Source organism: Klebsiella sp. JB_Kp004, from assembly GCF_040065795.1.
GTDB classification, from domain to species: domain Bacteria; phylum Pseudomonadota; class Gammaproteobacteria; order Enterobacterales; family Enterobacteriaceae; genus Klebsiella; species Klebsiella quasipneumoniae.
Genome location: NZ_JBEAKW010000001.1, coordinates 285515 through 307551, shown reverse-complemented (window position 1 = coordinate 307551; position 22037 = coordinate 285515). Strand labels below are relative to the sequence as shown.

The window sequence follows — 22037 nt, the reverse complement described above, 5'->3', positions numbered from 1 at the left end:
CTGGATATCGCGTGACTTTAGTCAATATGAATAAAATTCTCCTGCCGGCGAGACTTCTTATCCTGATACATCGCCTCATCGGCAGCGCGTAAGGCCGCTTCAACATCGATACTCTGCGGATCGCAGATGACCACCCCGAAGCTGGCGCCCTCATAGTTGATACGCTGTTCGCCGAGGAAGTAGACGCCGCACAGGGCCTGGCGCAGGGTGGTGACATACGCCTGCTGCGCCGCGGGCGGCTGGGCGCTACCGACGATCAAAAACTCATCGCCGCCAAGGCGGCCAACGATATCTTCCCGGCGCGCGACGGCGGTGAGTCGTTCGCCGACCTGCACCAGAAAGCTGTCGCCGCACGGATGGCCGAACCGATCGTTAATGGCTTTGAAACCGTCGAGATCGATAAAAATGAGCGCGACCTGTTGCTGCTGAGCGCGGGCGGAGGCAAAGCGTAGCGCCAGCTGCTTAAACAGCGCGCGGCGATTAGGGAGCTGGGTGAGCTCATCGGTCGACGAGTGCAGCTCCAGCGCGACGTTTGCCGCCTGCAGCTGTTGCACCAGGGTGTCTTTTTCCACGTAGTGGGAAATGAGCTTCGCGAACAGGCCCATGACCTGTTCACCTTCAAGATTATAAGGCTGTTGTTGCCGGCTGGTGGCGCAGAGGGTGCCGAACAGAGAGCCGTCGGCCAGGCGCACAGGAATGCTTAAAAAGGTGGCGATCCCCAGCTCCTGGGCGGCGATGCAGGAGTGCCAGCGACGGGCGACGTCATTGCTAAACGTACACTGATCCTCAAGGGCGCGTTTGCACAGAGATTCATCCCAGGGGACGGAAAATCCTTCCGGGATCTGCATTTCGCTGCTGTTGTGGGCGAACATGATCTGCTGCCGCTGGGCGTTGATATCGATGCGGGTAAGGTAGGTGGACTCCATTCGCGTCACCGCCTCCAGCATCTCCAGCAGCTGGCGCACCAGGGTTTCCAGGGACTGTTCCGTAGCGAGGGTTTGCGACACCCGGGCAAGAATAAAATCTGACATGAATAATACAGCTCCAGCACGCCAAACGTCACCCCAGCATATTGGGCTGCAAACGGACATCAGCGTCGAGTAAACAGTGATATTTTTAAATTTATCACATCTGTCTGGGGAATACTTGTCGACACGGCGGGAAAAAAGCCCCGTCGGGTGCGTTGGACACACCCGGAACAAGGGGCTTTCAACGGTACAATGCGGGGTTGCGCGGCACGCAAGACCATTGAAAGCCATAACTAATTACCTATCCGTGGACATTATGTGGACATTTCACGCATCGGCGCTACCTCTCAGCGGGTTAAGCGAGATCGCGTCCTGAAGATATTCCGGTGCAAAGTGAGCGTAGGCCATAGTTTGCTCAATTCGCGCATGCCCAAGGATCCTCTGTAACGTAATGATGCTTCCCCCATTAATCATAAAGTGCGTCGCGAAACTGTGGCGTAGTGCATGCGTCGCCTGGCCGGTCGGAAGATCAGGTTTTACTTCCCTGAGTATCTGCCTGAAGTCAGAATAAGACGCCTTACCAAATAACAACCCTCGCTTACCATCCGCTATGAGTTTTGCCACTTCCGCTGAAACTGGAACAGTCCGCTGCTTGTTACTCTTGGTTTTAACGAACGTCACTCGGTTCTGTATGATGTTTTCTGCCTTGAGTCGAGCCGCTTCACCCCAACGAGCTCCTGTACTTAAACAGAGAACGGCTATCTTCTTGTTGTCGCCATCCAGTCTAAAGAGCAAGTGCTTGATTTCGTCCTCTGTCAGATAGCCAGTTTCGGGGACTTCTTCTTTCAACTTCTTCCTGCCCCTGATCGGATGTTCACCCGAAAACAACTCGGCCTCGATAAGCGCGGTGAACATGCCACTGATGCTGTTGAGGTCACGGTTGATGGTAGAAGCTTTAATGCCCTGGCTTCTTCTTGCCGCGTAATACTGACTAATCAGCGCTTTCGTAATCTGAAAAGCACAAGGATCGTCGGTAATCCTGCAAAACACGTCTAACTTGTTGCGGTTTATCCTACCGTGCTCCTCATGCTTGCCTTTCAAATTCCACCAAAGCTGTATCAGTTCAGACAGATGCCGCTTATCCGTCGGTTTTGATAACCATTCTTTGGTGTGGTGGTTGAACTGCGTATGCTTCTCGAACGCTACAGCTTCACTTTTCTTATCAAACTTCCTGCGGATACGCTTTCCATTGCGACCAGCAGGCCTGATGTCCACTTCATATCGACCATCATCGAGTTTCTTAATAGTCATAAGAAAACCCTCCGATGGGTGCGTTTGCCTTTCGGCCTCAACGCGTTGCAATTATGTGATGAATACTTTTCGACCAATAATAGACATTTGAAATGTATGTAGGACTGGTTAATTGTTAACCAGTCTTTTGGTCTGAGTGCTGCGAGGTTGTTAAGTCTTGCCCAAAGTGTGCGAGGGCCGGTGCGATTTGACCGGCTTCAGGCGAAACCTGATCGGTCATAAACCACAGTGTGTATTTCACAAATCTAGGGTGTTGGAAGATTTTCATGATTGGTTCAAGGCTCGCACTTTTTGTACCAGCCTCATAGCCAGAAAGTGTGCTGTAAATTACTCCTGTTAACTCGCTGAATTGCCTACGATTAAGCCGTTCTGACTCCCTGATAAGCTTCAACTTCTCTGAAATAGGGATTGACATAAAAACCTCTTTGGGAAAATATTACGCGTATGGATAATAAATTTTCATTTGAGTAAGTGTCTTAACGGGCAATTAAAACCCATTAAGAGCAATTAATTACCCTAAAGGAGAATGTAACAGATGAGCAAACAGCTTGTAAGTAGCACGGATGCTGTGCCTTATCAGGAGTTCGCCAGACTCATCGGGAAAACCCCTGCTGCGGTGAAGGGCATGATCGAAAAAGGGAAGCTTCCTGTAATCGAGATGACCGATCCCCAGTCTACTTCTGGCCGTGCCGGTGAATACTGGGTTTACCTTCCAGCCTGGAACAACGGCATGAAACTGGCCTACGAAAGTCGTCCAAAGGAGATCAGGGAAGGGTGGTTGATGTGGCTTGGTCTCGGTGAGCCAGGTCGATAGCTGGTTTCAGGAGAGGAAACATGAAGAACGGTAGCCGCGGATCAGTATCACAGCTCAATAGCAAAACCAGCCTCTACTGTGGTTTTACTATTCTGAAACTCCCACGCAAAAAACCGTACAACCGCGAGCGCTATCAAATTACGCACACAGGCCATTATTACGGCATTGACTTTGCTTTATCCGAAGCATGCCGAACGATTGACAGAATCATGAATAAAAAGCGGTTTATTGCTTTTTAATCTCTGGGAGCGAAAATGAAACTCGAATATGCAGACAAAATTAACTCGCTTTTACAATGCTTCCATTTCAATAAAGAGTTTCTGGAATGGAATCATGATTACTCTCTCCAGCTTTTACGCCATGGCGTATCCCACCTTTATCATTTCGCAATGCTTCAAGGCGAGAATGATGAATGCACTCTTGAAGAACTCCGCAACATCATTATTTCCGTGACCGATGGTGATATCCCTAAACCATACGACCTGCTATCTCTGGACGCTGAGCAACTGAAGAAGGCTATGAAGTTTGTTCAGCCGCAGGCGGTAACCGTAGAAGTTACCCCGGAGATCTTCGAACACCTGAAACTGGGAGCTAAAGCCTCCTGGCGGCTGGAGCCCCCTCGCTTTAACTGATCATCGGAGTACGCCATGTTCACCGAAGAAAAAACATCTTGGGAACAGGAAATGCTGATTCGAGAAGCAGTGGAAAGTGCCGAGCAGGGGTTCACTGTACATCTAAAAAATGGGGCTCGTATCACCATTAGCTCAAAAAGCCCGTCTAAAGATTTAATAATTTACGGGCTCGAAAAAGCCATTCGCGGTAATCACGATCGCGCGCGAATGACCTTTATTGATTTCATGTATTACTGGCATGAAAGGATATTTAAGCAGATTAAAAGAAAATCGCGTCCAAACAATTAATTAACCCGCTGTAAAAATAACGGCATTCACTTTGCCGGGGATTCGTTTTGCCTTTTTCAGGAGGTTGCATGTCGGTTACGTCAATAAAGCCGGAAGGCGGAATAAGCGATCCAGAGTTTATGGGAATCAGCACCAATGCGCGCAAAGGCGAGCGCGCACACTTACTCGGATTGCTGCGCATTCGTATGGGCCTGCTGAAAGAGCAAGGCCTTACCCCCGAAGAGATTTATTCAGCACTTGAGCAGTGGATAGCCAACCACGAAACAATCACCAGTGAGGGCAGTAGACCATGAATCACGTAATGATCGATTTGATTAACGTTAGTAAGAAACCGTCATCACCTCTGTGTGCCATTGAAGCTGTGTTTTTTGAACCCTCAACAGGGCAGATCGGAAAGGTTTTTTATTCTTCGATAGACATTCGTAAATCTGAAAGCTTGAAGGGCCGTATCAGCATTAGTACGGCATTCGACTGGATGAAAAAAGACTCTCACTGGCGCGCCGAAGTGATGAGCGCAACCGAAGCTGAAGAAGATGCACTTTGCAGCCTTGCTGCTTTCATCGCCGACAACACCTGTCCCCGGAACTCGGCGTTATTCGTATGGTTCAAAGATGCCCCGGAAAAACTGGTTTCACTTCGCTATGCAGTGGATCGCTCAGAGGTGTCAGGCATTTTTCCTGAAGGCACAAAATACCGCTGCATTCGTTCACTTCTCGACCTTGCTGCGGCCACAGACTATGCGCCTCATGCGAGAAGCGCTCTGGCACGTTACACGCTCACTGACGCGCGATATCAAGCGGAACAAGTCTGCGAAATCTGGCAGCGATTGACCTCTCCACACATTGGATCGCTGTGAGGGCCGCCATGCATTCGCATTTATCTGTTGTTTGTAAAGCGCCGTTACCGGTCTGTAAGAGGGCGCTTGCCGCCCTGAATTGCTTTGCTCGTGGACAGCGTAATTACACCCGCGTCAAGCCACACGCCTATCTCGTTATCCGCATTGGCCTCCGTTGGCGTTTGCTAAGCAAAAACGGTGGCAAGCAGTGGCGACTGATGACCCATGAAACTTATAACCAGGAATGTCGAAAATGACTGAGGCTCTCCTGAAGCTAATTCTTGGAGGCGAAGAATGTCTCTAATCCAATACCCAAAAATCTTGTTTCAAAAGGACACATACAGCGTTTTATCTGTTTCTGGGGGAAAAGATAGCCTTGCAACGTGGTTACTTGCCGTTGAAGCAGGAATTAACCATAGCGTTGTATTTGCTGATACTGGACACGAACATCCTCAGACCATGGAGTATCTCGATTATCTCGAAATGAAACTAGGGCCGGTTGTTCGCGTTAAAGCCGATTTCTCTGATCGTATCATGAAAAAAAGGGAGTTTATTAGAACAGCTTGGCCGATTTCACTGGTAAATGAGTGCGGACTTACAGAGGAGCAAGCGGATTATACAGTAGAGCGAGCGCTTAAAATTTTGTGGCCCACTGGTATTCCTTTTCTGGATCTCTGTATGTGGAAAGGGCGTTTCCCTTCGACTCGGGTGCGTTTTTGTACTTTTGAGTTGAAGCATGCCCCTATCAAGAACCAGGTTATTGATCCGCTACTTGATAAGTATGACAACGTAATTAGTTGGCAAGGGGTACGAGCACAAGAGTCTCCAGCAAGGGCTGATTTACCTGAGTGGGAAGAAGATGCAGATGATAGACCCGGCTTATGTATTTATCGTCCGATCCATAAGTGGCTGCATGATGATGTTTTTGCTATTGCACGCCGCCATGGCATCAAGCCGAACCCCTTATATTTACAAGGATGCGGGAGAGTTGGATGCATGCCATGCATCCATGTCACTAAGGGGGAGTTAGCAGAAATTTTCGCTCGCTGGCCCGGAGAAATCTCGCGAGTAGCTGAATGGGAAAAACTTGTCGCAGCTGTAAGCCGTCGCGGTAACTCAACATTTTTTCCGTCTACAAACGATCCCCACAAATCGGAACGTCGAATTGAATTTATCACTCTAGAGAAGTACGGGATTGAGTCATATCGCGACTGGGTCATGACGACAAGAGGGGGGCGTCAATTCGATTTATTGGCTGGCATGAATAATGGCGTCAGCTGTTCAAGCATCTATGCGGGCGTATGTGAATGACAAGCCCGAGTTTTGCCTGGGACTGGAATGTCCCGTTAAAGGCCATAAACCCATATGCTCTGGCTAAGCCAGCGAGAAGGCCCTCTGCGCTGGCCGTTTGGATTGCTCTTTATGAGCAGGATAAAAGCGATCAACGCGAGCAGGCTGAAGCAATGAGTCGTGCAGCAGAAGAGTACCTCTTTTCTGTTGCACATTGCGATCCCTGGCGCTATGACGAACTGAATGATGCGCTGATTGAGAAAGCTAAGCGACATGCGGAACTCCATCGTGTTGATCCTCTTACCCTGATTCGTGATGACGTCGCCAGCCTACCAGGTTTCCTGCGAAAGCCGCTGGAATCAAGGATTAAGTATTTGGAAAAATCAGAAGATCCGCGCCATTTACCTACCTATCTGAATGAGGTCATTACTCCCTCATTAGTGAGAATTGACAAGGTCCGTGCTAACCAGGCGTCGCTGTCCTTCCAGGCCATGGCTGGCAGGGATAGCCTTGATCAACTCCTTCGACTTGCTGAACTGAATCAGCGGGAGATTAAGCGGCTTTCAACGCTGGTCGCAGCGCACATTGATATGATTTTTATCCAGCTTTGCGACGAGATGCTGACCGATGAATTAGCTTCTCCTATCGTAATACTGGAGCTATATCGTCGTGTGGCGGCCGAAGTGTCACGCCTCGATGTTATCCCGCCGGGTTATGAAGCGCTCCGCAGCAAACATAATCGCCGCAACCCGATTAACTACGAGTTGATACCGGGCGCGCTTGCTCGTATGCGTTGTGCTGACTGGTGGCAACGTAAGCTGTGGCAACTCCGCAACGAATGGCGGGAAGAGTTGCTTCGGGCAGCGTGCCTTGTTCATCGGCACGCATCACCTTATGTCAGCCATGACATTCTGTTGCAGAAGCGGGAACAACGCCGTAAGGCGATGGATTTTTTCCGCAACCATGATCTGATTAACGAAGATGGCGACACGCTCAGCATGGAGGATGTGGTGCTTGCAAGTGCCAGCAATCCAGCGCACCGTCGTAATGAGATGATGGCCTGTGTCAAAGGCCTGGAATTGATAGCTGAAATGCGTGGCGACTGCGCCATGTTCTATACCATCACCTGTCCTTCTAAGTACCACGCCACACTGATGAACGGGAAGCCTAACCCTACATGGGATCACTCGACAGTTAGGAAAAGCAGCGACTATCTGGTTGATACGTTTGCGGCATTCCGTAAGGCAATGCACAAAAAAGAGCTGCGCTGGTACGGCGTCCGCGTAGCCGAACCACATCACGATGGAACTGTGCACTGGCATTTATTGTGTTTTATGCGCAAAAAAAATCGACGTGCAATCACAGAGCTGCTGCGTCGTTTCGCTATCCGAGAAGATCGCGCCGAACTTGGCAATAACACTGGCGCTCGTTTCAAGTCAAAGCTGATAGACCCGCGAAAGGGGACTCCGGCCAGTTATATTGCAAAGTACGTCAGTAAAAACATCGATGGGCGTGGGCTGGGTGACACCGTCAGCAAGGAGACGGGTAAATCACTACGTGATAGTGCCGAGTACGTCACTGCATGGGCATCGTTGCACCGTGTTCAACAATTTCGTTTTTTTGGGATTCCAGGCCGCCAGGCGTACCGCGAGTTACGATTGTTCGCATCGCAGGCAACTCGTGCAATGAAAACCAGCAAACCGGGCGCTCCGGTACTTATGGATCCAAAACTGGACGCTGTGCTCGCTGCTGCTGATGTTGGCTGTTTTGCCACTTACATCATGAAGCAGGGCGGTGTACTTGTTCCCCGCAAAAATTACCTCATTCATACCGCCTACGAGCCGACAGTCGAACCAGGAACCTATGGCGATCACGGGATTCGTATTTATGGCATTTGGTCGCCAATCACCGGTAAGGAAAACAAAATATGCACGCATGTCCATACCTGGAAGAGGGTGAAGAAGGCTCCCGCTAACCCAGGCGCTGAAAGCGCCGCCCAGGGCGACCCCGTCGCCCCTTGGACTCGTGGCAATAACTATCCCCAGCCCCCAAAAAGGGGAGGCAAAAGATTATTGAATAATCCTCAACTATTGGAGTCGCAGGAGCTAGAAGAAGAATCGGGACCGCTGGATATAAATAAATTACCGGTTAAAGAAAGAAAAGCCGTTACTAGGCGTCTTCATGAAGCATGTAGAGCCAAGGGAATGCCATTGAGTCACCCAAAACGGTTTGATAAATGACCTATGACGTGTTGATTAAGCGACTTTTACCTCCTTGGGGGATTAAGTTCAGATGAAATTGACGCTGAACATTTTTTGAACGCCAGAAATCACTGTCTCAATCTCTACTGAGCTGTTATGACGGAAATTACAAACTACTATCCATAACAGGTGAAAAAACATAGCATTTCCATGCAACATATTGAAATTATTTGGTTTTTTTAAGAAGAAAAAGCTAATTAAAATTCTGGATTTTTGACCCTATTCATTGAAATTAATTTTTTCTCGAAAATGAGTAATTATACGATTTACATAATGCCATCAGTTTGATAACTTAATCTTGCACATAGGGGCAGATTTGTAGGTTGTGGTATCGCAGCCTGTGATCTAAATGTGAGAGGGACTCGCCTTCTGACATCCTTGTTTCATCGTTTCGTATAACTCTATGCTTTGCGTAAGAGTGCCCCTATGTGTAATTCTATCACAGCAGGGAATGAAAATATGGTTGCTCCAACTACTATTGAGCGGTTAAGGCTTATCACCACCCGGCAAGAATTAGCTGCTTTATTAAATTTAAAACCTCATTTCTTAACCAACATCCTTTATAGAAATGGAGTCAACACACAATACAGCCAGTTTCGAATACCAAAAAAAGATGGAAGCTTTAGGCTAATATCATCTCCTTCATCTAAACTCAAAGATATTCAAAAGCGTTTAGCAGAACTTCTTTACGAATGTCAGGCGAATATACATTTTGAAAGGAAAATAAACCCTGTATTATCACATGGTTTTGAAAAAAATAAAACCATTGTTACAAATGCAACCAGACATCGAAATAAAAGGATATTGTTGAATATTGATTTGGAAAATTTTTTCGAGTCAATAAACTTTGGCCGAGTTCGTGGTTTTTTTATTGCGAACAATGATTTTAAATTATCACCATTAATTGCCACAACTTTAGCGCAAATTGCATGTTTTAATAACAGCCTTCCACAAGGAAGTCCTTGTTCTCCAATAATCAGCAATTTGATATGCACTATTCTTGATATAAGATTAAGCAAGTTAGCTCAGAAAAATGGATGTCAATATTCTCGATATGCTGATGATATTACCTTTTCCACAAACAAAAAAGAGTTTCCCCAAGAACTGGTAATTGATAATGATGTTGTGAATGTCGGGGCTGTGTTACTTAAAGAAATCGAACGTGCAGGTTTTAGAATAAATCATAGAAAAACAAGATTGCTTTATTCAACTTCCCGGCAAGAAGTTACTGGGCTAACTGTTAATAAAAAAGTTAATGTCGACAATAGATATTACAAAAAAGTAAGAGCTATGGCTCATACTTTATACAAGGATCAATCATTTTCTATTATAAAGGAAAATGCAAAACCGCAAAAAGGGACGTTAAACCAATTAGAAGGCATGATGTCCTTCATCGATAGCATAGATAAGTATAACAATAAATTAAAACTAGCTAACAAACAACCTCAAAAGTATCAATCTTTTAATTATGGTTTGAACTATGAAGGAAAACTTAATCGTAGAGAAAAAACACTGAGTAAGTTTTTATATTATAAATATTTTCATGGATTACACTTACCGACCATACTTGTCGAAGGTAAAACAGATAGAGTCTATCTCAAATGTGCTTTAAGATCACTTTTTTTAACTTATCCTACATTAGTGAAAAAAAACAATGCTACAGGCAATATAAATTATTCGCTTAATTTTTTTAGGGAAAGTACAAGAACAAGTTACTTTCTCGATATATCAGGGGGGGCGGCTGAATTTGAGAAATTTATCACTCGTTATCCAGAACAATATAAGCGATTTAATCATACCCCTCTGTATCCAGTCATTATGATTTTGGATAACGACAGTGGCACTAGAACCATCGTTCGAAAAATATCTAAAACCTTAGGTGTAACTGAGGACTCTATTAAAAAAAATAGCTTTACCCATATTTTACATAATTTATATATTGTACTGACGCCGCTCCTTCCAGGAGATAGGGACTCATGTATGGAGGATCTTTTTGATAGTTCTGTATTAAGTGCCGTTATTGATGGTCGGTCATTTGATAAGTCTAATAATTATAATAAAAACACGCACTATGGAAAAAATGACTTCTCATTGAAGGTTATTAAAGTTAATGAAAAAAATATTAATTTTTTAGGTTTCTTACCAGTACTAAATGCTGTACGAGATTGTTTAGTGCATTATAATAACATCCCTAAATGAAAGTAATACGCTAGCAGACTAATGCTAGCGTATGTATTGATAAATTTAAATAACACGCAGGCATCTTAAAGCTAAACGTAGCTTATTAGCTTTTAAAGAACAGCCATTCTATTACTCTGAAGTTAAGCACCTGGGAGTTCTGTCAATAACTATACGCAGGAAACTGTCTTTGACACCGACCGTGTTGAACATGTAGCTAGCGAGTTAGCAGATCAGTTGAAAGTAACGGTACCAACAGAGGCCTTGACGGTGAATTTGGATGCACTTTCTCGGCAGGAAAAGAGAGAACTGGCTCAACGGCTTAGTGATGATGTGCGAAGTAAGCGTAAAAAACAGCGACCGCTGCGGGAACAGAGAGCCAGACTATCCATAAAAGAGCTTCTGGTTAAAGATCTTCTCGCACTGCGTGGGATTCATGCCAGTGTTGGGATGGTACAATCATTAATTGCGGGAGCGCATATTGACTATGGTAATCTGATCTTCGCGGTTAAAGATGGGCGTCTGAGGATTAGGAATCGATTGGATGCGGGCTTTAAAGTCGCCACGAAACAAAAGATGGCGAACATTTTAGATAGAGATAGAATACTAGAAAGGTTGAAGAAAGCCTTTTATGTAAATGGCTAGGGCAAATGGTGCCTCGTTAAAAGAGTGACAGCTTATTGCAAATTGGGATGAGTTATGAGCGTTATAAAAATAGAAGTTAATGGTAAGCCTAATGGGGCTATTATTTATGGCAATGTAAAGAAAACTATAATTTCCTGTTTCGTAGTTTCCTTTTTAATTCTTGCTGGAATGTATTTATCACGTTATTGCAATGAGCCATATAAATATCTTTTGATTAGCCCGTCTTTTTATAATAACTCTTATCTAAGCTGGACTACTGGTGTTTGGGGCAGTTTTTTAGGAATACATGGCACTATAGCTGCTTTGTCTATAACTTTCATGGGAATGTTTGTTGATCAGGTTTCAAAGACATCTGAGCATGGTTTCGAGTCTTTGTCTAAAGTACTATTACTAAGGGAGTATGATTTTTTAGGTTTTAGCGTCCAATCTGTATGCAGCCTATTGTGTGGTATTTTTTTACTTCTTATAGGTAGCGGTTTAATTGGGTATTTTGTTTCATCTTTCTTTTCATTATATTTTATTGTTAAGTACGGAATGATGTATTATAGGCTTTACCATATAACTGAAGAGCCTAGTATTATTAATGGGATTTTGTTGGACTCTATACGTTTCACGGGAAAAAAATATAACGACGTAAAAAACCAATGTCAGGAAATTACTAATGAATTTTCTAAGGTGATTTCTAGTAGCTCATACTATAGTAATAACCACAGTGCTTTCTACAGGAGTAATGATTCTATAACGTTAAGTGTTTTTCCTGAAAAAACCGATATTGCTATTTCGGGTTACAACCCAAAAATATTTAGTCAACTTTCTAATAAACTTACAGAGTTTAATCTTAAGCACAAACCTACTTTATTTATCTCTTTGGCCTTTTTATCACCCATATCAAGCTCCTCGATTAAGATCATAACTGCTGCTGATTCTGATTTAACTGAAGAGCATATATCAGAGATTGAATCTATTTTGAAAAAAGGGTTAACTTATACCACTGTTCCTTATATCTATAGTGATTTCAATAAATTTGAAGAAGCACTTGTCGAGAACATTAGGAACTGTTTATTGAGTGGTGATGAGTGGTCGTTAGATTTTGGTGTGCGTATTTTCAATGAATTAACTTCAAGTGAAAATTATATTAATACATTAAGAAATATTGATTTGGCAATAACATCATCCAATACAAAAGATCTTGTTAAAACATCGGTGCTCGCAAAGTTTTTTGAAAAAATGATTAATGAGTCTTTTAATCAAAACGAACTTGAGAAAGCAGCGAATATAATGCGATCATTAATTGATCTCGCAGGGTACATTTACAGTAAAAGCAACTTCTCCGATTTTTATAAAAAGATTTTTAGACTGTTTGAACACCGAGTTAGGTATCGTTTGGAAGAATCTAATTATGTTTTTTTAGATTTGTATACATCTATAGTTTTGCGAAACTTAGTTTATAAAAATTATGCGGCATTCAAAGTTGACACTGATTTTGTCACTAAAAGACTCCAGTACTTAGACCTCAGGAATGAGGCAAAGTATGATTCACTGAACGAAATGCAACGTAAAATGTTACGTTGCACTTTTGAAGTAATATCTTTGTTAATTATGCGGATAGAGTATGTTGGGGAAAAGGAGGGGGAATACAAAGAAGAGCTTATAGAACTTATTTCTTTATTGAAATCGTGGGTAAATGCTAAGTTTCTGCAAGAGTTATATTATAAGAAGGAACTTTACGATGTATTATTTTCTATTCCTCAAAAGTTTACTGTGTTCGATGCGGAAACTAAAATTCGAGAAATTCCTGATGGACAGGCGACGTGGAGATCGGTTTCGAATGATACATATAAGATGATTGCTTTTATACTTACACAAAGTGTATTCAATAGTAATCAGTTCAATCTTTTATTTGTAAGGGATGCTACTGAATTCAAGAATAAAACTTCTATACTAACACATGAATTAAAATCTATTATAACGTATATGAATGGAGATTCGTTTGCTAAATTATTTAAACTTATTACTAAAACAGATATCTCCGATAATAAAAATAAACAACAAGTCGTAGCTGAACTGGAGTCAATTACTTCATCATTAAGTGCTTTAGTATTGCGCAACGTAATTGAATCAGAATTAGAACCTTCATTGGTTGAAATATATAGTAACGAAATAACACTTTCTGTGGAGAAATTATTTGAGCTAATTATACCCTTGGATTCTATCTCTACAGAAGCGGAAGTTAATGGAATTGAAACTTCTCTTTTAATTGATAAAAGAGAAGTTCTTCCTGTAATAGATGGCACTTCTTATGTGATGAGTATTGATATTCATAGTAAATGGTTAATATATGAATGGATTCGAAGTGTGTTGAGTAGCATTGATATTAATGTAGTGGAAATTATTAATATTAATCATCCACAGGACTTATTAACTGATAAGCTAATCACGATAGAATACAAAGTCGAAGATAGAGTTAATACGTTTAGATATTCCAGAGGTTTGAAAGTTATTGACAAGGAGGGCCATCTAGATTTAAATGGCTCAGGGTTATATTATTTGGATTTATCAAATAATTTTTATTTGAAAAGATCAAAAAAAATATTATCAATAGATATTGAAAAAATTTCCGATGAAAATATTGAAGGCATTAGGGAGAGATATGATTTTGAAAAAGACAATCCTTATTTGTACTCGGTTTTGGATGCCTCGTTTAATATAGTGTGCGACACCAAAAGATATATGTAAACTTTACTTTATATCAGAGAGGGAATGCCAAACAATCAATGAAAGGCAAGAAAGGGAAATGGAACAATTAATTAAAGGAAACAGAACCGAGAACCCTGATAACAGTAATGTATCCTAAAAAGTATAAATGTGAAGTTTTTAATCATTATTGTGATTAACTCGCCATATACACAGATTTTTAGAGGGTAATTTTATCAAATGAGACCTAAAAATGTAGACACTCTGCTGCTGCAAAATAGTGCACAAATTTGCACAATTTTTTGAAGGTAATTTTACCCTTTCCGCCTTGTGGCGGTGCGGTCTAGCACCGGATCGGCAAATACACAAAAAACGAAGCAAATGTCGCGCGCAGGTGACGGGGGGCAAGCCCCCGCAAGCGGGTCAGGGTAGGGAAGGCGGCAGAATACGCAATTTGACGGTTTCTGCGTCACGGTGAGCGGTCGTTTTGGTTGGAGGCATGCCCTTTGCTGGGAAAAAGCAGCGACGCGCAGAGGGGCGCTGATGCGGGATTTTTTCAGCAGAAAAGATGAGGCCAGCGAAAACGCTGGCCTGTTATAAATGGCTGATGTTGTTTAAAGAAACTGAGTTTTCTGGCGGTTATTTCTCAGGGGTAAGCAACGCGTAAGGGTTAAAGCGGATCACTTCTTCTCCGATCCACTCATTGACCACCTTCAGCGCCTCCATTACGGGCGTCAGCTCGTTGATAGCGTAGACCCGGGCGGCTTTCTCGATATCCCCAAATGAGCCGTTTCCCTCTGGCATGGCGCCCATCAGCTGCGGCGGGATACGGTGTGCTGCGAGTATGTCGTCACGTGTGGCGTTCTTAATGTTGATAAACTCATCTTTCGCCGTGATCTGCTGGAAGGGGAGGATTTGCACGCCGTCTTTGCCGCCGCCTGGCGCATGCAGCAGCAGGTTTTTAAATGCGCCTTTCCCACGCGCACCGGTCAACGTCTCTTTGACTGCCTTCATGCTTTTATCATCAATCTGTCCAGCGCCAATATAGACAATACATCCAGCATGCGATCCGTTGTCGTAGTACAACTTACGGAACATGTCAGCGGAGTGGGCCAGGCTGGCGGCCAGCAGTGCTGCCATATATTCCGGCATACCGTAGATCTCCTGATTAATATCAGGGTTCAGAACGTGACAAACCGTTCCTGATTTGAACGTGTGCTCTTCTTTCCAGCGCCGGATAAACCAGTATTGATCGAGATCTGTGCTCCCACGCCGGGTGTACTTCGCCAGAGAGTGTTTGAAGGGTAGCGGGCCGCCCAGGCGATTACGCGGCAATTCGAGATAGGCATTGCCAAACGTGAACCAGTCCAGCGCAAACGCGGAAAAGGTCTGGCGATTGAGCAGCTTGTGCGGGATAAAGCAGCCGGTGAGCACATTTCGTTTGAAATACAACGCCGACTCATGCCAGGCGCTCTGACGTGGAGCTTTAGCCAGCCCGTAAAAATCCACTGGCGTCTCATAGTATCGCCCGTTGTCCAGGCAATAGAGATTGTCCAGCAAATCGGCCATATCACGCACTGGATAAGGGCCATCAAAGCTGAACGCTGTCAACGCGGGATCGGCCTTCAGTGACTCCGCAATGTCAGAACCGGCTGTGCTGGCTATCGGCTTTTTACCGTATTTCTTTTTCACAGTTACCATCCCATTGCGAAACCACCGCCGCCACTTTCCTGGCCCAACGGTTCATTAATAATCGAAAGCATGGTTGCCCACGCCATATCACCATGGCTTACGCCGCGCGATCGGTCAGTTTCGTAAGTGATGAAACCGCCGGGCGTAACAACTTTGCGAACAGCGTTAAAGGCTCTGACCAGGCCCTGCTCGCTGCGGTCATATTCCCAGCGGCCGGCGCGGATGACCTGCAACATTTTGAGGACAAGGGCGCGCTTGGAAGAGAGGCTCATCTGGTAGCAAATAGCCGCCGGGAACCAATTTTTAACAATCTGCCAGACCGCCTCCCCAACGCCTTGTCCGTCGATGGCGATGTGAGTGACGTTGTAGCGCTCGGCAGCCTCTTTGATGACCGCCGCCTGCTGCTCAAACTCCAGCCCTCGCAGTTGCTTCAATTCAACCGTGCGAAACCGGCCGCCAGCCACAAGGGGAGGGACAGTTACGGACAGAGCACCGGCATCACCATTGCCGCTGCCGCCGTTGGCGTCGTAGCCCAGCCACACCTCACGTTGGCCCATAGGGCGACTGGCGAACGGTTTCCAGTCGGACCAGTCGTCATACCCGTCAGCGCCGCACCCCAGTAACTGGCTAAGATTGAACGCGCTTTCGCCGTCTTTGACGAACTCGCACATGTACAGGTTTTCAAATTCATCGGGGCTGTTTTCGTCCCTGATTTCATCAATGTCGGTGTAGTCCCAGCCGTTGTTGATAGCGTCCTGAATAGTGACGATCTGCCGCCACGTTTTATCCGGGTAAAGCACGCCGCTATGGGTTTTCTTCCATGAAACGTCAAAGTCAACGCGCTGCGCTTTAGGCCGTTTCGCATTCCATCGATCGCCGGTCCAGAACTGATAGGCTTCATGGCTTTCGCTGGATGGCGTGGAGAAGTACGTGCGTGTTAAGCCTTTGAGCGTTGCCATGGCGCCGGCAACTTTGCGCAGGTTGATAAAGTTTCCTGTCCAGAAAAACTCATCAAATCGCAGGTGGCCGGTGTACGACTGCGCCGTCGCCGCCGACGTCCCGAGAAAATGCAGCTCCGCGCCGTTTGACAACGTGATTTGCTCACCGCCTTTAAGTTCGACGTCCACCTCTTCAGCCGCTTTACGGATGAAGTTGCGGAACTGGAGCGCCTGCTTGCGGGACGCCGACAGAAAAATTTGGTTGCGCTGATAGTCGTGCTTAACGTCCGTTCTTAGTGCGCCCAGCAATGCCTCGCGGGCAAAGTACCAGGTTGCCCCAATCTGCCGTGATTTGAGGATCATCCGGTTACGCTGATCTCGTTGTTCGTACCAGCCGCGCTGGTGCCATGCGAGAGAGTCGAGAATTTTTAAGCGCAACGCCTCGATCTGCTCCTCGGAGAAGTGATTTTTCTTCTTGCGACGACTGGTTTTTTTTACGCCGGTGATAGTGGAAGCCTGCCCGGTATCTAGCTTTTTCAACTGCCGGGTTAACAGGTCAATCTCTTTGAAATCGCCACTGGTTTTATTGTCTTTCGCGCTCAGCTGGCAGAGACGGGTGTCAATGGATTGCGTCACCCGTTTGATGGGCGTTGTGTCATCCCATGCGTCGCGCTTTTTCCACGAATAAACCGTGTTTGAGTTGATGCCCATGAGTCGCGAAATTTCGGCGGGCGGGTAACCCTGCCAGTAGAGCTGTTTTGCCCTTAATCGAATAAACGCATCCTGAATCATCACTTCCCCCTTTTGAGCAGGGAGATTACCTGCGCGCGATCCCCGCGGCTCGGGCTTTCAGGTCTGGCCGTTCTCCGACAACAAAACCGCGTGGCGCCGGGCTTTCAGGCTCTGCGATGATGCAGCGACTGACATTAATCAACAGGATAAAACGACATGGCCAGCACGACTAAACCCGCCCGCAAAAAGTTTCGCGTTGCGGTTTCCGGCGCCACCGTTGACGGGCGCGAGATCCAGCCGCAGCACCTCCGCGATGCGGCGGCGAGCTACAACCCGGCCGTTTACGGCGCCCGCGTGAACGTGGAGCACTATCTCTCCATGCTTCCTGACAGCAATTTTGGCGCCATGGGGGATGTTGTTGCTTTAAGCGCGGAGGATATCACCGAAGGGCCGCTGGCCGGTCGTACGGCGCTCTATGCCGAGATCGACGCTTCGGCACGAATGAAGCAGCTCACCGATGAAGGAAAAAAAATCTATTCCAGTATTGAGCTGCATCCGCAGTTTGCCCTTAACGGTAAGGCGTATGTGGTCGGCCTGGCGATGACGGACACCCCGGCAAGTCTGGGGACTGAGCGCCTAAAATTTGCCGCGCAGCAGCGCGCGCAGGTGATGGCCTTCAATAACCAGCAGATCGAGGCGCCGCTGTTCTCTGATGCGCTTGAAGCTGAAGTGATCGAACTGGCAGCTCATCGCAGCGAGGAGGGCGTCAACTGGTTCAACCGCGTGATGGGCATCCTTGGCAAAGGCCAGAAAACCGACGATCAGCGTTTCAGTCAGTTGCATCAGGTTGTTGAAGCCGTTGCTCAATCTCAGGCAGACCAGATTGACCGGTTCAGAGCCCTAGAACAGGAACGCCAACAGGATAAAGCCACCATTCAGCAACTGACCAGTGAACTTAACGAGCTGCGCGGTCAGCTTCAGCTCCAGCCCGCAGAAAATTACAACGCACGACCGGCGGCAACCGGCAACAGCAGCGCGCAGCTTGCAGACTTCTAAGAGGTAACCATGGAAAACCAGACCCGCGAACTATTTGATAAGTACATTGTGCGCCAGGCACATCTGAACGGTGTCTCACCCTCAGCCGTTGCCAATCGTTTCAGCGTCGATCCGACTATCCAGCAAAAACTGGAACAGGCCGCCATGGAGTCGGATGACTTCATGAAGCTGGTTAACCACTTTGGGGTTAAAGAGCAGGAAGGGCAGAAAGTAAAAATTGGCAGTAAGGGACCGATGGCGAGCACCAATAACAGCTCGGACGGCACCAACCGCCGTAACCCTGCACCGAACCATAACAAAGAGCCGCAGAACTACCACTGCCGCAAAACCAACTATGACTATGCGCTTTCGTATGCGGAGCTGGACGCGTGGGCCGGTCACCCTGAATTTCAGTCATTAATCAGTAATGCGATGGCCCGTCAGCTGGGGCTGGATCGCCAGATGATTGGCTTTAATGGCACGCATTACTCTGAAAACTCCGACCGCACGACCTATCCGTTATTGCAGGATTGCGGCGTTGGCTGGCTGCAAAAGATCCGCAATGAGGCGCCGCAGCGCATTATGCCAGGTATCACGCTGACTTCCCGTGATGAGAATAACGCGGTAATTGCGTCAGGCACCTACGGCAATATTGATGCCGCCGTGCTCGATGCACGCCACAGCCTTATGGATCCCTGGTTCCGCCGCGCTCCCGGTCTGGTGACTGTGCTCTCGTCCGATCTGCTGCTGAAAGTGAACCTGCCGAAAGTGAACGCGCTCAGCCAGACCAATCCGAATACCGAACTACTGGCCGCGCAGCTCATTGTCAGCCAGGAAAAGATCGGCGGCCTGCCGACGGTCTTTGTCCCGGGCATTCCTGAAGATGTCGTGCTCATCACCAACCTGAAAAACCTCTCTGTGTACTACCAGAAAGGCTCCCTGCGTCGCTCTATCCGGGAAGAGCCGCACTACAACCGCGTGGCGACTTACCAGTCCAGCAATGATGACTATGTCATTGAAGAGTACGGCATGATTGCCATGATCGACGGCGTGACATTCGCCTGATAATCCCCATCACATGGCGGGCAGCAAGCCCGCCCAGGAGAATGAACCCATGCTGACACCGGCACAAAGACACTTTCAGAAGGTCATGGCAGAGAGGCGGGGCATCAGTGATGAGCGTGACGCGGAGACGCGCACCGCGCATGAGCAGATCCTCTTTCGCCTGCATATGCATAAATCTTCGCTAAGCCAAATCCAGTCCCGCCAGGCGAAGGCCGCTGTAAAGGCCAGCATCCTTCCTGAGTTTCAGGGATGGATTGACGGCACGATCGAGGGCGACAGCGGGCGCGCGGATCCGGTTATCACCACGCTGATGGTGTGGGCGGTGGACTGCTCCGATTATGCTCTGGCGCTGCGTATCGGGCGCTACGTTGTTAAGCATGGCCTGAGCATGCCGGAGGACAACTATCGCCGCCCGGCGCCCACGGTGCTGACCGAAGAAATCTGTAACCCCATTCTGAACATCGCCACCACGGATGCCGGGGCCGAGCTGTCAGGTTATATCGCCATGCTGGACGAACTTGCCGAAATTGTGGCTGACAGTGATATGCCGGATGAAGTCCGCGCGAAGCTGTGCAAGGTACGGGCGTTTTGTCGGCGCGACACGGAAGACGCGGAAACCAAAGGCGAAGCGCTGAAACTCTTCCGGGAAGCCATGAGCCTGAACCCGGGTGCAGGTGTGAAACGGGAGATCGCTTCTCTGGTCAGCGCTTTGAAAAAGGCGCCGCAGACCAGCGCAGCAAGTGGTGATGCGGAAGATGAGATTTCATCCAGCGATACAGCAGCAACCGAAACACCCGCAACAGAAAAAGCAACACGAACGCGCAAGCAGACGAAAACGGCGGCCGGCACTCAAAAAGCCACCCGCAAAACGGCGGTAAAAAAGACAACGAAAACCGCCACAAAGTAAACGCCAAAGCGTAATGAACTGGCCCCGCGCCACAGGCGGCGCGCCCGGCGATCTGCCCGTAATGCGGTCTTTTTACCGGACGCCCACCGCCTGACCTACCGGAGAAACGACGATGAGTTTTATCGCACAGCGCCCCGTCAGACCTGCTGAAAGTGATGTGACAGACGTGGACGACGGCGGCGCACAGATTGCCATCGGCACTTTCTGGCCGACGGTAAAACTCCACGATCTGCGCCTGGCTGCCCGCATCGCCGGTGACATTACAACATCCCGATTAATGCATATGGCAACGGAGGCCGCGCTGCATGTCGCTGATCAATTGAAGGACTGGCGCAAGCAAAGGGAAGCGGAAGGCGCGGAGTCACTGGCTTCTGTACTGCTGACTTCCGCCGGTGAACCTGTCGAGCAGATTAACGGCGAAAGCGCAAAAGTTTATCGCTTCCGACGCGCGGTCTACTCCTTCACGCGCGCCAGCGTACTGGAAGGTTACAGGGACGTCGGCACCACGCCAAAGGGCGACAAGGATGCGGAGGCCCTGGACAGGCAGATCGACGATCTATGGCGGGACGGGCGCTGGAGTATCGCTGACATTTGGGAAGAAGCCCGTATCTATGCGGAGCTGTTCTGATGAAAGTCAGGGCGTTGCAAAACGACACGGTTGATCAGCTCTGCTGGCGTCATTACGGCAAAACCGCAGGTGTCACGGAGAAGGTGCTCGAAGCCAATCCGGGACTGAGCAACCAGATATTTTTGAATGCCGGGCAGGAGATCGAAATGCCCGTGATAACCAGCGAGGTGGAACGGGTAACCGTCCAGTTATGGGAATGACTTTGGATCGTATTAACGAATATTTTGCGTTTGCAACATCCGCCCTGGTGACCGGCGTGGGCGTGATGACCGTCAGCGAAAAGCTGGCGCTGGCTGGACTTCTTCTGGGGATTGTTTCCGCCGTACGGCTGGCGATTCACCGCCGCCGCATTGAGCAGGCCAGCCAGCGCCGTAACGATTTGATCGAGCAGATTCTCCGCCAGGCGCAAACCCGCAACCTGTCGGACCGCGAGCGGCAGTTGCTGGAGCAACTGCACGGAGACAAACCTGCATGAAGAACATCATCAAAAAATGTTCGATTGCGGTGATAGTGGCTCTGGGCATTTCGCTGGCGCCCGGGAGCGTCAGAACATCGAAAGAAGGGCAGCAGAAAATTGCAGGTTGGGAAGACTGCCGCAGCACGCCTTATTACTGCACGGCGGGGGTGTTGACGGTTGGCATTGGCTCCACGGGCGGCGTGGAAAACCGCGAATACAGCAACCAGGAAATAGCGCGGCGCTGGATCAACGATCTGCAACGGGCGGAGAACTGCATCAATAACAATTTCCATGGTGCCGACATGCCGCAACTCACCTTTGAGGCTATGACGGATGCGGCCCTGAATCTGGGCTGCACCGGGCTGATGTGGTTCACCGATAAAAACGGACGCAAGCAGAGGACCACGATCTGGAAGCATGCCCAGGCCAGACAATGGCCGCAGATGTGCAACAGGCTGACTGATTTCGTCAATGTGGGCGGTAAGCGCTCCGCCGGCCTGGTTAACCGGCGCAATGATTTTAAAGCCTGGTGCCTGCTGGGCCTGAGTACGCCGTCATGAGGGCGGGCAGTGTGATTGTGATGCTTGTCCTTCTGGCTGCTGTCTGGTGGCAGACCGACCAGCTGAGCGAGGCCCGGACCCGCAACAAGCTGCTGACCGAAACGGCG

Annotated in this window: 23 protein-coding genes; 18 read left to right on the top strand and 5 right to left on the bottom strand. The window is 47.7% G+C overall.

Features of this window, described 5'->3' with window-relative positions; all coding sequences use genetic code 11:
- Positions 1-17: 17 nt before the first annotated feature.
- The 3 genes from ABLX76_RS01495 to ABLX76_RS01485 all read right to left on the bottom strand — a co-directional run bounded on the left by ABLX76_RS01495 (position 18) and on the right by ABLX76_RS01485 (position 2694).
- Positions 18-1031, bottom strand: coding sequence for a sensor domain-containing diguanylate cyclase (locus tag ABLX76_RS01495; RefSeq protein WP_017898645.1), 1014 nt, complete (start codon positions 1029-1031; stop codon positions 18-20).
- Positions 1032-1295: 264 nt separating this feature from the next.
- Positions 1296-2279, bottom strand: coding sequence for a tyrosine-type recombinase/integrase (locus ABLX76_RS01490; RefSeq protein WP_004131512.1), 984 nt, complete (start codon positions 2277-2279; stop codon positions 1296-1298).
- Positions 2280-2394: 115 nt separating this feature from the next.
- Positions 2395-2694, bottom strand: coding sequence for a helix-turn-helix transcriptional regulator (locus ABLX76_RS01485; RefSeq protein ID WP_004213095.1), 300 nt, complete (start codon positions 2692-2694; stop codon positions 2395-2397).
- A gap of 120 nt (positions 2695-2814) precedes the next feature.
- Between ABLX76_RS01485 and ABLX76_RS01480 the strand changes: the two genes are divergently transcribed.
- From ABLX76_RS01480 to ABLX76_RS01430, 11 genes are all read left to right on the top strand, one after another.
- Positions 2815-3093 (top strand): regulatory phage cox family protein, encoded by a 279-nt coding sequence (locus ABLX76_RS01480; RefSeq protein ID WP_020806130.1) that lies wholly within the window; start codon positions 2815-2817, stop codon positions 3091-3093.
- Between the two features lie 20 nt (positions 3094-3113).
- On the top strand, positions 3114-3332 hold the full coding sequence (locus tag ABLX76_RS01475; RefSeq protein WP_100679923.1) for a DUF4761 domain-containing protein: 219 nt from the start codon (positions 3114-3116) through the stop codon (positions 3330-3332).
- A 15-nt stretch (positions 3333-3347) separates the two neighbouring features.
- Positions 3348-3725, top strand: coding sequence for a hypothetical protein (locus tag ABLX76_RS01470; protein ID WP_094311305.1), 378 nt, complete (start codon positions 3348-3350; stop codon positions 3723-3725).
- Positions 3726-3740: 15 nt separating this feature from the next.
- Complete coding sequence (locus ABLX76_RS01465) at positions 3741-4013, top strand: hypothetical protein (protein ID WP_004213097.1); 273 nt, start codon at positions 3741-3743, stop codon at positions 4011-4013.
- A 68-nt stretch (positions 4014-4081) separates the two neighbouring features.
- Positions 4082-4306 carry a hypothetical protein gene (locus ABLX76_RS01460; RefSeq protein WP_004213098.1) on the top strand — a complete coding sequence of 75 codons (225 nt, stop codon included), beginning with the start codon at positions 4082-4084 and terminating at the stop codon, positions 4304-4306.
- 8 nt (positions 4307-4314) lie between these two features.
- Entirely contained in the window at positions 4315-4869 is a 555-nt protein-coding gene (locus ABLX76_RS01455) for a 3'-5' exonuclease (RefSeq protein WP_227524870.1), read from the top strand.
- Between the two features lie 273 nt (positions 4870-5142).
- Positions 5143-6159, top strand: a complete 1017-nt coding sequence (locus tag ABLX76_RS01450; protein WP_094311306.1) for a phosphoadenosine phosphosulfate reductase family protein — start codon at positions 5143-5145, stop codon at positions 6157-6159.
- Positions 6156-8378 (top strand): replication endonuclease, encoded by a 2223-nt coding sequence (locus ABLX76_RS01445; protein ID WP_227515060.1) that lies wholly within the window; start codon positions 6156-6158, stop codon positions 8376-8378. Before ABLX76_RS01450 ends, ABLX76_RS01445 begins: the two co-directional genes overlap by 4 nt.
- Before the next feature lie 480 nt (positions 8379-8858).
- Entirely contained in the window at positions 8859-10598 is a 1740-nt protein-coding gene (locus ABLX76_RS01440; RefSeq protein ID WP_071549017.1) for a retron Ec67 family RNA-directed DNA polymerase/endonuclease, read from the top strand.
- 216 nt (positions 10599-10814) lie between these two features.
- Positions 10815-11222 carry a hypothetical protein gene (locus ABLX76_RS01435; protein ID WP_348873820.1) on the top strand — a complete coding sequence of 136 codons (408 nt, stop codon included), beginning with the start codon at positions 10815-10817 and terminating at the stop codon, positions 11220-11222.
- A gap of 54 nt (positions 11223-11276) precedes the next feature.
- Positions 11277-13958 (top strand): hypothetical protein, encoded by a 2682-nt coding sequence (locus ABLX76_RS01430; protein ID WP_348873818.1) that lies wholly within the window; start codon positions 11277-11279, stop codon positions 13956-13958.
- A 597-nt stretch (positions 13959-14555) separates the two neighbouring features.
- Here ABLX76_RS01430 and ABLX76_RS01425 read toward each other — a convergent pair.
- Together ABLX76_RS01425 and ABLX76_RS01420 are read right to left on the bottom strand one after the other, a co-directional pair.
- Positions 14556-15617: a phage portal protein gene (locus ABLX76_RS01425; RefSeq protein ID WP_117082582.1), complete on the bottom strand. Its 1062-nt coding sequence runs from the start codon at positions 15615-15617 to the stop codon at positions 14556-14558.
- On the bottom strand, positions 15611-17338 hold the full coding sequence (locus ABLX76_RS01420; RefSeq protein ID WP_117082583.1) for a terminase family protein: 1728 nt from the start codon (positions 17336-17338) through the stop codon (positions 15611-15613). Before ABLX76_RS01420 ends, ABLX76_RS01425 begins: the two co-directional genes overlap by 7 nt.
- A gap of 156 nt (positions 17339-17494) precedes the next feature.
- Between ABLX76_RS01420 and ABLX76_RS01415 the strand changes: the two genes are divergently transcribed.
- The 7 genes from ABLX76_RS01415 (at position 17495) to ABLX76_RS01385 (ending at position 21930) form a co-directional block, all read left to right on the top strand.
- On the top strand, positions 17495-18334 hold the full coding sequence (locus tag ABLX76_RS01415; RefSeq protein WP_117082584.1) for a GPO family capsid scaffolding protein: 840 nt from the start codon (positions 17495-17497) through the stop codon (positions 18332-18334).
- 9 nt (positions 18335-18343) lie between these two features.
- Complete coding sequence (locus ABLX76_RS01410) at positions 18344-19378, top strand: phage major capsid protein, P2 family (RefSeq protein WP_004213107.1); 1035 nt, start codon at positions 18344-18346, stop codon at positions 19376-19378.
- Between the two features lie 49 nt (positions 19379-19427).
- Positions 19428-20285: a phage terminase small subunit gene (gene gpM / locus ABLX76_RS01405; RefSeq protein WP_117082585.1), complete on the top strand. Its 858-nt coding sequence runs from the start codon at positions 19428-19430 to the stop codon at positions 20283-20285.
- A gap of 112 nt (positions 20286-20397) precedes the next feature.
- Complete coding sequence (locus ABLX76_RS01400; RefSeq protein WP_348873815.1) at positions 20398-20913, top strand: head completion/stabilization protein; 516 nt, start codon at positions 20398-20400, stop codon at positions 20911-20913.
- On the top strand, positions 20913-21113 hold the full coding sequence (locus ABLX76_RS01395) for a tail protein X (RefSeq protein WP_004131559.1): 201 nt from the start codon (positions 20913-20915) through the stop codon (positions 21111-21113). Before ABLX76_RS01400 ends, ABLX76_RS01395 begins: the two co-directional genes overlap by 1 nt.
- Positions 21104-21388: a hypothetical protein gene (locus tag ABLX76_RS01390; protein ID WP_004215823.1), complete on the top strand. Its 285-nt coding sequence runs from the start codon at positions 21104-21106 to the stop codon at positions 21386-21388. The genes ABLX76_RS01395 and ABLX76_RS01390 overlap by 10 nt, the downstream gene beginning before the upstream one ends.
- Positions 21385-21930 carry a lysozyme gene (locus ABLX76_RS01385; RefSeq protein WP_004213111.1) on the top strand — a complete coding sequence of 182 codons (546 nt, stop codon included), beginning with the start codon at positions 21385-21387 and terminating at the stop codon, positions 21928-21930. The genes ABLX76_RS01390 and ABLX76_RS01385 overlap by 4 nt, the downstream gene beginning before the upstream one ends.
- Positions 21931-22037 lie beyond the last annotated feature (107 nt).